At 68.8% G+C, this 15439-nt stretch carries 15 protein-coding genes; 5 read left to right on the plus strand and 10 right to left on the minus strand.

The window, feature by feature from the left end; translation table 11 throughout:
- Nucleotides 1-6: 6 nt before the first annotated feature.
- Nucleotides 7-720, minus strand: coding sequence for a murein L,D-transpeptidase catalytic domain family protein (locus tag C0099_RS10455; protein ID WP_102247360.1), 714 nt, complete (start codon nucleotides 718-720; stop codon nucleotides 7-9).
- Between the two features lie 140 nt (nucleotides 721-860).
- Between C0099_RS10455 and C0099_RS10460 the strand changes: the two genes are divergently transcribed.
- From C0099_RS10460 to C0099_RS10475, 4 genes are all read left to right on the plus strand, one after another.
- Nucleotides 861-2372, plus strand: a complete 1512-nt coding sequence (locus C0099_RS10460; RefSeq protein ID WP_102247361.1) for a L,D-transpeptidase family protein — start codon at nucleotides 861-863, stop codon at nucleotides 2370-2372.
- Between the two features lie 105 nt (nucleotides 2373-2477).
- Nucleotides 2478-3548, plus strand: coding sequence for a glycosyltransferase (locus tag C0099_RS10465; RefSeq protein WP_199797597.1), 1071 nt, complete (start codon nucleotides 2478-2480; stop codon nucleotides 3546-3548).
- A gap of 10 nt (nucleotides 3549-3558) precedes the next feature.
- Nucleotides 3559-4386 carry a polysaccharide deacetylase family protein gene (locus C0099_RS10470; RefSeq protein ID WP_102247363.1) on the plus strand — a complete coding sequence of 276 codons (828 nt, stop codon included), beginning with the start codon at nucleotides 3559-3561 and terminating at the stop codon, nucleotides 4384-4386.
- Nucleotides 4387-4543: 157 nt separating this feature from the next.
- A complete protein-coding gene (locus C0099_RS10475) occupies nucleotides 4544-4888 on the plus strand; it encodes a hypothetical protein (protein ID WP_102247364.1) in 345 nt (114 codons plus the stop codon).
- Here C0099_RS10475 and C0099_RS10480 read toward each other — a convergent pair.
- The 7 genes from C0099_RS10480 to C0099_RS10510 all read right to left on the minus strand — a co-directional run bounded on the left by C0099_RS10480 (nucleotide 4885) and on the right by C0099_RS10510 (nucleotide 10539).
- Complete coding sequence (locus C0099_RS10480) at nucleotides 4885-5631, minus strand: PIG-L deacetylase family protein (RefSeq protein WP_102247365.1); 747 nt, start codon at nucleotides 5629-5631, stop codon at nucleotides 4885-4887. The genes C0099_RS10475 and C0099_RS10480 overlap by 4 nt on opposite strands.
- On the minus strand, nucleotides 5628-6302 hold the full coding sequence (locus tag C0099_RS10485; RefSeq protein ID WP_102247366.1) for a hypothetical protein: 675 nt from the start codon (nucleotides 6300-6302) through the stop codon (nucleotides 5628-5630). Before C0099_RS10485 ends, C0099_RS10480 begins: the two co-directional genes overlap by 4 nt.
- A 105-nt stretch (nucleotides 6303-6407) precedes the next feature.
- The gene (gene siaD / locus C0099_RS10490; protein ID WP_102247367.1) at nucleotides 6408-7217 is read right to left on the minus strand and encodes a biofilm regulation diguanylate cyclase SiaD; all 810 of its coding nucleotides are present in this window, start codon (nucleotides 7215-7217) and stop codon (nucleotides 6408-6410) included.
- Nucleotides 7207-7602, minus strand: coding sequence for a biofilm regulation phosphoprotein SiaC (gene siaC / locus C0099_RS10495; protein WP_269807774.1), 396 nt, complete (start codon nucleotides 7600-7602; stop codon nucleotides 7207-7209). Before siaC ends, siaD begins: the two co-directional genes overlap by 11 nt.
- Before the next feature lie 11 nt (nucleotides 7603-7613).
- On the minus strand, nucleotides 7614-8156 hold the full coding sequence (siaB, locus tag C0099_RS10500; RefSeq protein ID WP_102247369.1) for a biofilm regulation protein kinase SiaB: 543 nt from the start codon (nucleotides 8154-8156) through the stop codon (nucleotides 7614-7616).
- A gap of 10 nt (nucleotides 8157-8166) precedes the next feature.
- Nucleotides 8167-10167, minus strand: a complete 2001-nt coding sequence (siaA, locus tag C0099_RS10505) for a biofilm regulation protein phosphatase SiaA (RefSeq protein ID WP_102247370.1) — start codon at nucleotides 10165-10167, stop codon at nucleotides 8167-8169.
- Between the two features lie 120 nt (nucleotides 10168-10287).
- Nucleotides 10288-10539 (minus strand): hypothetical protein, encoded by a 252-nt coding sequence (locus C0099_RS10510; protein ID WP_102247371.1) that lies wholly within the window; start codon nucleotides 10537-10539, stop codon nucleotides 10288-10290.
- Between the two features lie 289 nt (nucleotides 10540-10828).
- On the opposite strand from C0099_RS10510, the gene C0099_RS10515 reads away from it, so the two are divergent.
- Entirely contained in the window at nucleotides 10829-11518 is a 690-nt protein-coding gene (locus C0099_RS10515) for a CBS domain-containing protein (RefSeq protein WP_102247372.1), read from the plus strand.
- A gap of 52 nt (nucleotides 11519-11570) precedes the next feature.
- Here the strand turns inward: C0099_RS10515 and C0099_RS16285 are convergent, their stop codons facing one another.
- Both C0099_RS16285 and C0099_RS10525 read right to left on the minus strand, forming a co-directional pair.
- Entirely contained in the window at nucleotides 11571-14285 is a 2715-nt protein-coding gene (locus tag C0099_RS16285) for an AAA family ATPase (protein ID WP_102247373.1), read from the minus strand.
- Nucleotides 14282-15430, minus strand: coding sequence for an exonuclease SbcCD subunit D (locus C0099_RS10525; RefSeq protein ID WP_102247374.1), 1149 nt, complete (start codon nucleotides 15428-15430; stop codon nucleotides 14282-14284). Before C0099_RS10525 ends, C0099_RS16285 begins: the two co-directional genes overlap by 4 nt.
- Between the last annotated feature and the right edge of the window lie 9 nt (nucleotides 15431-15439).

The raw sequence follows: 15439 nt of genomic DNA on the forward strand, positions 1-15439 counted from the left end.
AAAAGCTCAGCCCTCGCGGCCCTTGCCGAGCATGGCGGCGACACGCGACGGGTCGCAGTTCAGATAGGCCGAGGACTGCAGCCAGTCCTGGTCGGGGTAATAGGCGAAGACGAACTGCCCGCCCTTGAGCGCGTCGACCACGGTCGCGGCGATTTCCGGGCGCACTGCGGGGCATCCCTGGCTGCGGCCGATGCGACCCTGCACCGGAATCCACGACGGATCGACGTAGTCTGCGCCATGGATGACGATGGCGCGCTCGCGTGCGCGGTCGTTCACGCCCGGCTCCAGCCCGTCCATGCGCAGCGAGTAGCCATGCTTGCCGTGATAGCTCTCGGCCGCGCGAAACAGGCCGAGGCTCGACTGGTGGCTGCCGACGATGTTGGAGAAAGCCGTGGCGAGGTTTTCGCCCGTGCGATTGCCATGAGCGACATAGTCGGCCAGCACCAGCGCGCGCTTGTTCAGGTCGAAGATCCACAGCCGGCGCTCGGACGAGGGCAGCGAGAAGTCGATGACGGCGAGGCGCTCGGCCCCCTGCGCGCCGTGACGAATTGCGCACTGCATCGCCGACACGCCATGACGCAGGACGCTGATGTCGAGATCCGGGGCACGTGCGGACAACTCTGCGACGAGCCGATCCGCGAACGGCGAGGCCACTGCGCAGGTCGAAAAAACAACAAAGGCTCCCGCCGCCAGCAACTGCCGGCCGATTCGTTTCAGCATGCGTCTAGACTCTCCCTGAGCGTGTGCAGTACGACGCGTCCGACGCGGTCCGGCGGCACGGTTTCCGCCCGACGACCGCGATGCCGGGCATCGCTGCCGCCGGCGAGTATATCAGCGCCCACTTGTAGACGAGTTTCAGAATGTTGCGCTCCGCGTTGGTGTTTCTCTTCACCGTCTCGTTGACCGCAGCCGCGGCGGACGACGGACGAGTGGCCCGTTTTCTCGCGGCCGCCGACCAGACGCCGCTGTGGACAAGCGCCCGGCTCGAGTCGCTCGCGACGGCGATCGCGGATCTGGCCGACGACGGCCTGGACCCGGCCGGGTACGGTCTCGACGCGATCCGCCGCCTTGTCGTTACGCCACCCGCGTCCCCGGCCGAACGTGCCTGCGCCGAAACGCTGGCGACGCGCGCATGGCTGGCCGCGCTTGATGACCTCGCGCGCGGCCAGCTCGCGCCGCAGGATGCCGACCCGATGTGGCGGATCGACGGCGCCCCGCTTCCGGCGACGGTCGAGACACTCGTCGAGACCGCACTTGCCGGACTCGACAACCCGCTCGCTGCGCTCGATGCCACGCGACCGGCGCATCCCGCCTACCACGCGCTGCGCGAGGCTCATGCCTGGCTGCGCGACATCGCACATGCCGAACCGGCCGTCCTGGCGGCCGGGTCGAGCTTGCGCGCCGGCGACACCCACGCGCGCGTCGCAGTCGTGCGCGCGCGTCTGGCCTGGCTCGGCTACGCGTCGGGCGATATCCTCAACGACTACATGGACGCTTCACTGGAGGCGACGGTGCGTGCCTTCCAGCGCGATCACGCGCTGGAGACCGACGGCGTGGTCGGTCCGCGCACGCGAGCCGCCCTCAACCTCGACGCCGACCAGCGTCTGGCACGCGTGCGCGCCAACCTGGAACGCTGGCGACAACTGGCTGCCGATCTGCGCGACCCGCAAGTGCGCGTCGACACCGGTGCGGCCACGGTCACCCTGGTGCGCGACGGCCGGATCACCTGGTTCTCGCGCGTGCAGGTCGGCCGTCGCGACCGCCCCACCCCGCTGCTGCGCTCGAGCATCACGCGCCTGAGCTTCAACCCGCCGTGGTATGTGCCGCCGACGATCCTGCGCCAGGACAAGCTGCCCGAGATCCGCGACAACCCCGACGCCCTGGAACAGGGCCGGTTGCGCGTATTCGACATGGACGGCACCGAGCTCGACCCGGCCACCGTCGACTGGAACGAGCCCGGTGCCATCCGCCTGCGCCAGGACCCGGGGCCGCACAACGCGCTCGGGCAGGTCGCGATCCGCTTTCCGAATCCGTACGCGGTGTACCTGCACGACACCCCCAGCCAGCAATTGTTCTCGAGCTGGCAGCGCAACTTCAGTTCGGGCTGTGTGCGGGTCGAGGGCGCAGTGGATCTGGCCGAGGCGCTGCTCGGTAGCGACCGCGGGTCGGAGCAGGTCACCGCCTGGCTGGCGGACACACGCACACGCGAGGTCAGTCTGTCCGAACCGGTGTCCATCCTCGTCACCTACTTCGGCGCGGGCGTCGAAGACGGTCGCCTGCAGTTGCGCCCGGATGTGTATGGCCACGACGCACGGCTGGCTGCAGCCCTCGCGCAGCGCCGCACGGAACCGCAGCCCGCCTGCCTGCCTTAACCTCCCTGTCACCGGCCTGCAATCGCCCCGTCACATCCATCGGATGAAATGCAGAGTTTGCGGTGCGCGTGCACCGTAACGCTCTCGGGGAGTTCGGCCGTGTCAGTGGCCTCGCTGCATATCATCGCCAGCCGTCAGATGGGCGGCGCGGAACGCTGGTTCGCGCGTTTCCTGCACGCGATGCAGCGCGCCGGCGAACCAGTCTCTGCGCTGGTACGGCGTGACAGCGAGCTGGCCCGCCACCACCTCGACGGCATCGCCCACGCGCAAGCGCCGATGCGCACCGTCTGGGACCCGCTGTCCAGGCACGAAGTCAGCCGGTACGCGCGCCTCAGCGGCGCACAGGTAGTGCAGACCTACATGAGCCGCGCCACCCGCCTGACGCGACTCGCGCGCGACAGCGCCCAGGTGCATGTGGCGCGTCTGGGCGGCTACTACGGCGTGCATGGCTTCGTACACGCAGATGCATGGGTCGGCAACACCCGCGGACTGTGTGACTGGATGGTACGCAATGGCCTGCCGGCCGAACGCGTCTTCCACATCGGCAACTTCGTCGAAACGGCACGACCAGCCGATGCGGCAGCGGTGAGCGCACTGCGCGGCGCGCACGGCATCGCAGCCGACGACTGGCTGATCGTGCACGCCGCGCGCATGGTCGCGGTCAAGGATCACGCCAACCTGCTCAACGCCTTCGCCCGTCTGCCAGCGGAAGTCGCCGGACGTCGCCCGCGGCTGGCGCTGCTCGGCGACGGTCCGCTGCGCCCGGCACTCGTCGCCCGCGCCGCGGCGTTGGGCATTGCCTCACGCATCGTGTGGGTCGGCTGGCAGCACGACCCGGGGCCCTGGTTCCACGCCGCCGACCTGATGGTGTTTCCGTCGCGCGACGAGGAGACGCTGGGCAACGTACTGCTCGAGGCCTGGAGTCATCGTCGTCCGATCGTCGCCACCGCGTTTCGCGGAGCGCGCGAACTCGCGCGCCACGGCGAGGACGCGCTGATCGTGCCGTGCGGCGATGCCGCCGCCCTGGCGCACGCCATCGTCGAACTGCTGGGTGATTCCGGTCTGGCCACGCGCCTGATCGCCAGCGGCGCCTCGCGCGTGGCCGACGAGTTCTCCGAGGCGATCATCATCGATCGCTATCGCGACCTCTACGCCCGGCTCACGGGCAGCGGCTGAGGAGCCGACCATGCGCGACATCATCAACATTCTCATGTATCACCAGATCGGCGACTTTCCGCGACTGCCCGGCGCGATGCGCTCGCACCGTTCGACCTATTGCCGCACCGAGCGTTTCGCCGCACAGATGGCCTTCCTCGCCGCCAGCGGCTATCACGTGCTGTCCATCGACGAGGTGCACGCCTGCGTGCGCGGTGTCGCGGCGGTGCCGCCACGCGCGGTCGCACTGACCTTCGACGACGCCTACGCAGGGTTCGCCGAACATGCCTGGCCGGTATTGCAACGCTACGGCTTTCCCGCCACCGTGTATGCCATCGCCGGTCTGCTCGGGCAGCGCTCATCGTGGTTCGCCCATGACGGCCGCCCGACACCACGGCTGATGAGCGCCGCCGAGTTGCGCACGCTCGCGGCACAGGGCTGCACGATCGGCGCGCACTCACTGGGACACACGCGCCTGGCCGGCCTCGACGCGGCACGCCTGCGCGACGAAGTGAGCGGCTGTCGCGAACGGCTGGAAGATGTGCTGGGCGCACCGGTGCGCCACTTCTGCTACCCGTTCGGCAGCCACGACCGGGCTGCGCTGGAGGCCGTGGCCGAGGCCGGCTATGCCACCGCCACGACCTGCGCACGTGCGCCGGCCGTGCCCGGCGACGACCCGCTGGCGCTGCCACGCAAGGCCATCTCACACGGTGACAACCTCGTCGGGCTGTGGTGGAAGCTGCACCTCAAGCATGACCCCAAGTGCGTGCGCCTGCGCCGTACGCAGATCGCGCCCTTGGCTGGCGACCCACGCTCGGCGGACGACAGGTCCGCAGGCTCGACAACGGATCGTTCTTGATGCGGGCTCCGCCCCGGGCGGCTGCGGGCGAACGGCGGCGACCGGCCGGGAACTTCCCCGCCGGCTCCGGTCACAACCGGACACCTTCGCGCGATTGACCTCGCGCGAAGCGTCGTTCAGCATGGACCATCCACATTGCAACGCTGCAGGAGTTTCGATGTCCTTCGATCCCGGCCCCTACCGTCGCCAAGCCGGCACGCCCGGTGTCAAACCGCCCGGCCTGCTCGCCAAGGCGTTCGCAGTCGTCGCCGCGGTGACGATCGCGATCGTCGCGCTGATGTTCTCGGTGGTGGTCTTCGCGATCGCGCTCGCCGTAGGGGTCATCGTCTGGGGCTGGCTGTGGTGGAAGATGCGCGCGCTCAGGAAGCAGATGGAAAGCGATCCGCAGTTCCAGGAAATGCGCCGCCGCGCTCAGGGCCGCTCCAGTGAAACCGGTGCAAGCGGGGACGTCATCGAAGGCGTCGTGATCCGCGAGGTCGACGAGGATTCCGACCGGCGCTAAAGGCGCATTCCGTCGCCACCCGTTCCGAATCGCACCACCTCGAACGCCTCCGCCCATTCACCCGACCAGCCCGCTGCGTCCGCGCTGGCGCGGTTGACGGCGAGCACGCGCTCGTCGAAGCCGTGACCGCGGGTGGCGAGATTGCGCGCGTGCTGGGAAGCATGCAGGCGCAGCAGGCCGGCCTTCCACGCGGCCTCCTCGGCACCGAAGCGCGCGAACACGTCCTCGCGCATGGCGCGCGTCTTGGCGTCGCGGTTGAGCCAGGCCTCGACGGCGAGACCGTCTTCGCGCGCGATCGTGCGGAACAGTTCCCAGGTGCGACGATGGGCGAGGTTGGCGTCGTCGCCGTGCGGCATGAATACCCGTGTCGGCTGCGCCGTGCGCAGGAAGGCCCGCACGCGGGCGAGGCTCGCAGAGTCGACCGCGAAGGCGTCACCGCCCGCGCCGTCGAGACGCAGGAAGTGCAGGTCGTCCGGCGGCAGGCCGAAAACGTGGCAGCTTGAGCGCTGCTCCGCTTCGCGCAGCGCGGTCTTGTCGGCGATGCTGCGTGCACCGCGGTAGCCGTCCTCGACGCCGGAGGCGCCGCTGGTCAGCACGGCGAGGCGAATGCGCCAGCCGCGGCGCGCGAAATGGCGCATCGTCACCGCGATCGCGTCGAAGTCGTCCGGGTGAGGTGCGAGCACCGCCAGATGACCGCAGCCGGGAAGATCCAGTTCGGTGAGCTCGCGGGGCGCGGGCCTCATGCGCCCTGTTGCCACAGCCCGAGCAGTGCATCGCGATGGCGCGAGATCTCCGCCACCGTGACCTCGATCACCGGACCGCTGATGGTGTGGCCGGCGTAGTTCGCGGGCAGGTGTTCGTCGACGCCAGCAATTTCGACGGCGACATCTTCCTGCCCGGCGAGCAAGCGCTTGCTGCGCTCGTGCGCCTCGATCATCACACTGCCGTTGGTCAGATTGAGCGAGGCCTCGAGCGTACCCGGCTGTTCGTTGCTCATCATGGCGTGCACCACGCAGGGCACGAGGCGAAACTCGTTGGCGATCGCCAGGCCATGGCGGCGCAGCGCGCGCAACCGGTCGGAGGCCGCCTCGGGCAACGCATGCCCGGCGCGTGCGACGAGACCCTCGAGCTCGGCATCGGTCAGATGCGGCGCGGCAGTGACGAGTTCGTCGCGCTCCACCGACGAGGTGGGCGAGAGCGCGGTGGCCTGGATCGCATGGGCATGTGCGCGCAGCTCGACACCGGCGCGCGCGAGCTGCTTGCCGGCAATGGTGGGCAGACCTTGCAACACCATCGCACCCAGCATCTCGGCCAGGCGCGCCTTGAGCTGTTGAGGATCCATCGTGGCGAGTTCGTCGGGCACGGCCAGCTGCAGGTCGAAGTGAATCTGGAGTCGGACGTTGGCCGGCTTCATCGAGATCTCCGCTCAGGGGTCGCCGTCGATCCTGCCACGATGCCGTCGTGCTGGAAAGCCCGGAGCACAGGAAGGCACGCGCCGCACGCGCCGCGCGGCGGGAACTCAGGCGGGAAAGATGCGATTACGGCCGGCGTCCTTGGCGCGCCGCAACGCCACGTCGGCACGGTTGATGGTCTCCGACGGGCTCTCTGCGGCGATGTGTTCGGTGAGGCCGAAACTGGCGGTCACCGACACCGTCACGGCGTCGCACGAGACATTCAGGGCCTCGATCTCGCGGCGCACGCGTTCGCACACCGCAGCGGCGACGTCCAGCGCGGTATCGGGCAGCGCGATGATGAACTCCTCGCCGCCCCAGCGGGCGAATACGTCATAGTCGCGCAGGCAGCTGCGCACGGTATCGACCACGCGGCACAGCACGGCGTCGCCCACGTCGTGGCCGAAATGGTCGTTGACGTTCTTGAAGTGATCGATGTCGAGGATCGCCAGCGAAAAGGTCACGCCACGCCGGCTCGCGCGTTCGCTTTCCTCGCGCAGTCGATCGGTCATGAACCGGCGGTTGCCCACGCCGGTGAGCGGATCGCGCAGCGTGAGCGTCTTGAGTTCTTCGTTGAGCGCGATGAGCTGGCTCTGGTAACGGTCGGAGATGCGCGCGAGCTTCTCCAGGCGCATGATCTGGCGGTCGTACTCGCGGATCAGGTCCATGTTCTGCGTGCGCGAGACATTGTGGTAGCCGTCGGAGATGCGCACCAGCTTCTCCAGCCGGCCACGCTGCTGCTCGCTGCGTTCGAGCAGTTCGGCGAGCACCTCGCGCATCGGATTGTCGCGCTGCGAGGAGTCGTCGAGCAGCGTGCGCACGCGCTCGTGCAGTTCGACCTCCTCGCGTGTGCGCGGGATCGTATGTTCAGCCACCATCCTTTTCGACTCCGAACGGGAAGGTGCAGTCCTCGCGGAATTCTTCGGCGAGGTCGGCCACGCGCTCGTTGGCCGGATCATGATGCCAGATGACCTCGACGGCGCGCCCGTCGCGGTGGGCATCCTCGAGCAGATCGAAGATGTCCATCATGGCCTTGACCGAGCTGGTGTTCATGTACATCAGCCGCAGGTCCAGATGCAGCGGATGCGCGCTCGACGCCAGATAGCGTTCGATCCAGTCGATCACCTCGGCGAAGAACTCGAAGGAGTTCTCGGGGAAGGAATCCCCCGCGATGCGCATCACGCCCGAATCCCAATCGGCGCTTACCGACGGGGTCGATTGCGTGGATTCGATGTTGAGCACGTTCATCGGACGATTACCCATTTCCATTCCATTCAGATCACGGCGCGCACGCTGAAGAAGACCCGCTCGCCACCGAGGTCGGAGAGCGTCGCCGCCAGCGGTCGCGACGACTTGCGTGCGACGTCGATCAGCCCCAGCCCGGCACCGCTGACCGCACCTTCGTCACGCGGACGGCGCAACTGTTCCTTGTAGGCGGCCTTGAGTGCGGCCTTGTCCATCGCCGCAAGTTGCTCGATGCGCGCAAGCAGCGCTTCGCCGTCGGCGCGCTCGACCATGTTGCCGGCCTGTACCGCATAGCCGCCATCGACGTCACGCGCCACCACCACCGTCACCGCCGCGTCGTTCTCGTCATAGCCACGCACCCTGCAGTAATGGCGGATGTTCTGCGTCAGTTCGATATACACGCCGAACACGTCCATCACCGCCGAGGGCTGCAGTTGTTCGGCCGTCAGGTAGCTGCGCAGCGCGTTGCCCAGCTCCTCGATCAGCCCGTGGGAAATCGGCCCATTGAAACACAGCAGGATGTTGCGCCGGTTGAACTGCTCGCGCAGGTCGAAGAGGTCGATGGCGTTCATGGTCTCGGCTTCAAGTCAGTCGGAACGATAATATCGTGATGTCGTCGCGCTGCGGGACGTCGCCGCGATATTCCTCGAGCGCGCGGTCGATGGCCTCGGCCTGTTCGCTCATGGACAGCGGCGCGATGCTGCGCAGCAGCTCGGCGAAACGGGTATTGCCGAATCCGAAACCGCGCTCGCCACCGGCCTGGTCGAGATAGCCGTCGGTGGCCAGATAGCAGGTCGTGCGCGGAGCGATAACGACTTCGGAGTCCGAATACTCGCCACGGCGGCGATCTCCCAGCGCACGCCGGTGACCGCGGATCTCGCCGAAGTCCTCGCCGTCGCTCCAGTACAGCGAAATCTTGGCGCCGGAAAAGCGCACGCGGCGACTGTCCGTCTCCATCACGACAATGCCACCATCCATGTTGGTGGCGATGGCGCGCGGCAGCGCGAAATCCTGCAGCATCGCGCGCATGGCCTCGTCGGTGCGGCGCAGTATCGCCGCCGGCGAATCCATGCCCTCGTGCGCGATCGCGTGGTCGATGGCCGCGCGCGCGAGCATGGTCATCAGTGCGCCGGGCACGCCGTGGCCGGCGCAGTCGAACACGCCGACCAGGCAGCGCTCGCCCTCGCAGCGGAACACGTAGAAGTCACCGCCAACGACATCGCGCGGCCGCCACACGATGAAGTGATCCTCGCCCAGCGCCTGCGACATCTGCCGATCGGGCAGGATCGCGCGCTGGATCAGGCTCGCATAATCGATCGATGCGCGGATCTGGCGGTTGGCGGCTTCCATCTCGTCGTTGCTGCGCTCGAGCGCCTCGGTGCGCTCGCGCACCTGCCCTTCCAGATTCTCGGTGTGACGTCGCACCTGCTCGGCCATGCTCGCGAAGGCGCGACTCAGGTCGCCGATCTCGTCCGTCCCCGCCGCCGGCAACGAGACATCGTAGCGCCCGCGCTCGATCTCGATCGCCGATTCGCGCAAACGCCGCAACGGGCGAAGCACCAGACGGTCGACGGCGACCCCGGAGAGCACCAGCAGGGCCAGCACCGAGAGCACCAGCGCGGCCACGACGGTGCCCAGCCATCCGCCCTCGAAGACCTCGGCGACGTTCAGATCGACGGCCGTGAGCACATGCCAGCGCAGTTCCGGAATCCATGCCATCGCGACGAGTTGCTCGCGCCCGTCGAGTACCGCGCGCACGATGCGCACAGCCTGCGGATCGGCCCGGGCCTCGGCCATCGCCGAGCGCACCACATCACGCTGCTCGCCCGCGCCGAAGAGCCGTTGCAGACCATCCGCCGCGGCGACACCGGCGGCCGAACCGAAGGCGATCAGCGAGGCGTCCGGGTGGGCCTGGATCGCCCCCTGCTCGTCGAGGATCATCGGCGTCACGCCGGCCTCGTCGGTGGACACGAACTCGCGGATGAACGCGCCCAGATCGAGTCCGGTGCCGGCCAGGCCGATGCGCCGCTCGCCGTCGGTGATGACGACGTTGAGCCACACGCGCGTGGTACCCAGTTCCGGGTCAGGATTGACGTTGATGTTGTAGGCGTCGTCGCCGCCCACGGTATTGAAGAACCACGCGTCCTTGTCCGCCTGCGCATCGAGCGTGTAGCGCGGCGCGGCACTGAACGCCTCATCCTCGGTATTGAAGTAGTAATGCCGGCTGAGCGCGCTGATCAGAAAGTAGGAGCGGCTGCCGAAATCCGCCCGATAGCCTTCCGCCTCGCGGAAGAACAGCGCGCGCTTGTCCGCGTCGGACTCGTCGAGCAGCCAGCGGCGCGTCAGTTCGGAGCCGGCGAGACGACGCGACAACGCGAGGTCACGCGTGACCGGTGCCAGGATCTTCTGACGGTTGAGCTCGGTGAAATTGCGCGCGTAGGCCTCACCGAAGTAGGTGCGCACGCCATCGAGAAACTGCCAGCCGAACAGGGCAGCCGGCGAAAGCACCAGCGCGCAGGCGAGCACCAGCGCCAGCATCGACTTGGCCCGCAGACCCCAACCCCGCCCGAACTGTGCAGTCATTGCGCGCCCCGCGTCTCCGCACGAACCTAAAACCATTTGAATGGCATGGATTTATCGCCGGGCGCGACTCTAGCACGAGAATCCCCGGCACAAAGCGCCGCGCAGCGGCGCCGGCCGCGATCAGGAAAACGGTCGGGGATCCTCGACCGAAACGCGGTACTGGTGGGTGACCTCGGCATCGCCGTCGGGCAGCACCTGCAGGAAGCGCTCATCGATCGGCGACATGTAGAGCGGACGACGATTGCCGTCGGGCATGTCTTCCCATTCGAACACGATGTAATAGCCACCGGCGAAACTGATCATGTCGAGATTGAACATTCCAACCATCGTGCCGCCGCGCGACACCAGGCAACGAACCTTGTCAGCATCCATACTGGTTTCCTCGGGCACCCACGCCGCTGCGCGGGTGCGGACTGGACAAACGAAGCAGGCCCTGCATGCAGGGCCTGCCAAACGCGTCCAAGTTACCAGATGGCGCCTTGCCGGTCCAGTCGCCGCGCGAGGACAAGCCTTGACATAGCTCAACGAATCACGCCACGTTCCCTGTAAGCTGACTTCAAGATTCGCGAGATTCGAACCGTGCGAAACGTCGGGCTTCGTTCTAGAATGGTCGCGAGCGAGTCACAGAGCTCGAACAGGATAACCCAACCAAGGAGGCAACATGCACGCAGCAGAAATCATGACGCGCGACGTCATCACCGCCACGCCGCAGACGGAAGTGCGCGAGATCGTCGAGCTCATGCTCAAGAACCACATCAGCGCGGTACCCGTGGTCGACGCCGCCGGCAAGGTTCTCGGCATGGTCAGCGAGGGCGACCTCATGCGCCGCGTCGAAAACAAGACCGACCGTCGCGACTCGTGGTGGCTCAAGGCCTTGTTCACGGCGAGCAACGATGCCGGCACCTACGTCAAGTCTCACGGCCGTCGCGCCGAAGACGTGATGACGCGCGATGTCATCACGATCAGCGAGGACACGCCGCTTTACAAGATCGCGCAGATGCTGGAGAAGCATCACATCAAGCGCGCGCCGGTGGTCAAGGACGGCAAGCTGGTCGGCATCGTCAGCCGCTCCAACCTGCTGCATGGCTTCTCGACGATGCAGCAGGACGCAGGCGGCACGGCCGACGACCGCAGCATCCGCGAGAAGATCATCAATGAGATGACCAACAAGCTCGACATCTCCGAGTCCACGACCAACGTCGTCGTCGTCGACGGCGTCGTCACCCTGTGGGGCCTGGTCGACAGCGAGATCAAGAAGAAGGCCGCCGGTGTCGCCGCCGAAACCGCCGCCGGCGTCAAGGAAGTGCACAACAACCTCGGCGTTTCGCCGTCGCAGATCGGCGCGTACTGATCCACGCCGCATCGCGTTCAAGAACGGCCGCCTGCGGGCGGCCGTTTTCATTTCACGGCTGGCGCAGCCGAACGTGGCTGCCGGCCGCGCCGGCGATTACTTCCAGGCGCACGTCCATGCGCTCGCGCAGTTCGGCCACGTGCGAGATCACGCCCACCAGTCGCCCGGCCTGTTGCAGGTCGATCAGCGTAGACAGCGCAAAGTCCAGCGCCTCCGGGTCCAGCGTGCCGAAGCCCTCGTCGATGAACAGCGTCTCCATCTGCATGCCGCCGGCGCGCGACTGCACCACGTCGGCCAGCCCCAGCGCCAGCGACAGCGCGGCCAGAAAGCCCTCGCCGCCCGACAGCGTGGCCGCCGGCCGGCTGCTGCCGGTGTAGTGGTCGAACACCTCCAGATCCAGCCCGCCGGCGCGACGCCCGTCGACCAGTCCCTGCACGCGGCGCAGTTCGAAGCGACTACGACTCATGCGCAGCAGGCGCAGCGACGCGGCCTCCAGCACCTCGTCGAGCAAGGTGGCCAGCACGAAGCGCTGGAAACTCAGGTTGAGGCGATTGCCTCCGCCCGCCACCTCGGCCAGCCGCCCCGCCACCGCGTACTGCCGCTCCAGTTCTCCGGCCTGCGCCGCCAGCTCGGACAGCGCGGCCAGCGTGCGGTCCGCCGCCTCCACCCGGCCCGCCGCATCGCGCGTGGCGAGCAGCGCCGCTTCCAGCGCCTCGCCCGCCGAACGCGCGGCAGCCTCCACGGCCGGCAGGTCCGGCGCGCCGCCTTCCACGGCGGCCGCCTGCGCGGCCTGCGTCGCGCGCTGCAGGACTTCTTCGGCCGCTTGTTCCGCCGAACGCGCGGCGGCCAGTTCGTTGGCCACTTGTTGCGCGGCCTGCTGCGCCTGTGCGAGCGCCTCGTCGAGCGCGCGGCGTGCGGCCCGCACGCGCGCGATTTCCGCCTCCAGCGCAGCAACCGTGTTCAGTTCCTGCGGCAGCTTGCGCTGAAGCAGGGCGGCTTCCGTATCGGCCCGCGTCACCTCGCCCTCGGCGCTCTGGCGCGCGGCCTCGGCCTTGCGCACCGCTTTCTCGGCTTCACCAATAGCCTGCTCGCAGGCCGGCAATTCGCGCGCCAGTTCCGCCAGCCGCTGCGCGGCCGACTGTGCCGCCTTCAATTCGGCCTGCAAGGCGGCCGGATCCGCCGCATCGGCTGGATCGCGCTCCAGCTCGCCGGCCGTCGCGCGCAGCCCCTCCGCCTGCTTGTCGGCCTCGTGACGGCGCAATAGCGCCGCCTCGCGCGCGGTCGCCGCCTTGCGCACCGCCTCGCGGGCCTCGCGCAGCGCGGCCTCGGAAACCGCATCGGTACTCGCTCGCGCCGGCGCAGGATGGTCCGTGCCGCCGCACACCGGACAGGGCGCACCGGCCTGCAGGCCGGCGGCGAGCAGACCCGCCTGCGCCGCGCTCCAGGCGTGTTCGACGTCGTCCTGCCGACGCTGCGCGTCGGCCAGCGCGGCGTCGGCCGCCGTCACTGCCTTCGCGGCCTCGCTCAGCCGACCCTCGGCACCGGCCAGATCCTTGCGCAGTTGCGCGAGCCGCGCCAGCCGCTCGCGCGCGGCCTGCGCATCCTTGAGGCGGTGCGCCAACACTTCGACACGCGCCGCCAGCGCCTGCACTTGCTCACGCTCGTCACGCCGCGTCTGCAGCGTCTTGCGCGCGGCCGCGAGTGCAGCCTCCCCACGCTCGCGCTCGGCGCCGGCCGCGTCGCGCTGCTTTGCCGCCGCGTCGCGGCGCGCCAGGGCCTGCGCCAGATCGGTGACGGCCGGCAGCAGGGCTTCGAGTTCGTTGAGGCGTTTGGCCAGCGCCTCACGCTCGGGTGTGCGAGCGTTTTCCGTCGCCAGCCGCGCGTCGGCCTGCGCCTGAGCTTGTGCAACGGCCTCGCGCTGGCGTGCGGCCTCCTGCAGGCGCTGCGCGGCCTGCGCACGTTCGCGCTCGGCCTGCACGGCGACGCGAGCGCGCTCGAGCGCGAGGCGGGCAGCGGCGTCGCGTTCGCGGGCGGCCTTCTCCTCCACTCGGCGTTGCTCGACCTCGCCCGCCAGTTGCGCGCGCCGCGTCTTGAGCGCATCCACGCTGTCGCAATCGGCATGCTGCAACAAGGTCTCGCGCCGCGTCTGCGTCTCGCGGCCGGCGACTTCGAGCGCGCGGGCGCGCTCCCTGAGCGCGTCGCTCAGATCGCTGCAGATGCGGGTACGGAACAGGGTTTCGAGAATGGCCTCGCGCTCGCCGGAGCCGGCCGTGAGCAGTTCGCGGAAGCGCCCCTGCGGCAGCACGATGACCTGACGAAACTGCGCGCTGTCGAAGCCGAGCAGGCCGCGCACGGCATCGAGCACCTTGCCGGGCTGGGTGGCGAGGCTTTTCCATTCACCGTCCGTGAGGCGATCGAGCTGCGCCTCGGGCTGCGCCTGCATCCAGCCCTCGCCGCGCTTTCTCGGCCGTTGCTGGGCGGGCTTGCGCGTGACGCGGTAGCGCTCGGCGCCGAGCGCGAATTCCAGTTCGACCTCGGTTTCGAGTTCAGCCGGGGCGAGGTCGCTGCGCATCGCGCGTGCGTCACGCTCGCCGCCGGAGGTGTCGCCGTACAGCGCGAAGCACAGGGCGTCGAGCAGCGTGGTCTTGCCGGCGCCGGTGGCGCCGTGGATGAGAAACAGCGCGCGCTCGCCCAGCCGCGTGAAATCCACGCGCTCGCGCCCGGCGAACGGACCGAAGGCCTGCATGGTGAGGATCAGCGGCTTCATCGCGCCTCCCGCGCCGCGTGTGCCAGCGCTTCGAGCGCCTCGTCGAGCGCGGCCGACTGCGCCGCGTCGAGCGGCGCATCGGCCACCTCGCGGAAGAAGTCGGCGAACAGCGCACGCGTGTCGAGTTCGCGCGAGCGTGCACGCCCTGCTCCGCCGGCGCCGGCGGCCGAGAGCACGGTGCGCTCGCAGCCGAGCACGTTGGGCCAGGCTTCGCGCAGGCGCGCCATGGGGTCGAGCAGCGCGCCACGATCGGTGAGGCTGGCGAAGACGTAGTCCTCACGCGCGGCATCCGCGGCGGATGCGGCGAGCAGTTCGTCCAGCGTGCCGCTGAGCACGCGCAGGTCGCGCAGCGGCGTGAGCGCAATTTCCTCGATGTTCAGCTCGCCCGGCGCGCCGAGTTCGACCAGCGACACGCTCTTGGCATGCGCGGCCTCGGAAAAGGAGTACTTCAGCAAGGAACCGGAATAGCGCACGTGATCGGCGCCGGCGCGTTGCGGCCGGTGCAGGTGGCCGAGCGCGACATAGTCGAAGCCTTTGAGCAGGCGCGCATCGACCGCGCCGCTGCCGCCCACCGACAGCGGCCGCTCGGAGTCGCTCTCGGCACCTCCCGCGACGAAGGCATGCGCCACGACCACGCTGCGCGCGCCGGCCGGATGCTTGGCGCGCACGCGCTCGAGCAACGCCGCCAGCGCCGCCTCGTGGCCGGAAATCTCCATGCCGAGCGCGTCGCGCACCAGCGCCGGCTCGGCATACGGCAGCGCATGGACGACGACGCGGCCCCATTCGTCGTCAAAGGCCACGCCCTCGTTCAGCGCATCGACGCGACCGACGATGGTGAGCCCGCGCGAAGCGAGCAGGCGCGCGCCGAAGCCGAGGCGGTCCGGGCTGTCGTGATTGCCGGCGATGACGATGGTCGGCACGCCCTCGCCCAGCACGATGCGCGAGAGTGTGTCGTCGAGCAGATTGACCGCTTCGGCCGGCGGCACGGCGCGGTCATAGACGTCGCCGGCGATCAGCACCGCATCGGGCCGGGTGTCGCGCACGAGTGCCACGAACTGGTCGAGCACGTGCGCCTGATCCTCGATCAGCGAGCGGCCGTGCAGAATGCGGCCGAGATGCCAGTCGGCGGTGTGGAGGAATCGCATGCGGGGCCT

Source organism: Pseudazoarcus pumilus (assembly GCF_002872475.1).
In the GTDB taxonomy this organism is placed as follows: domain Bacteria; phylum Pseudomonadota; class Gammaproteobacteria; order Burkholderiales; family Rhodocyclaceae; genus Pseudazoarcus; species Pseudazoarcus pumilus.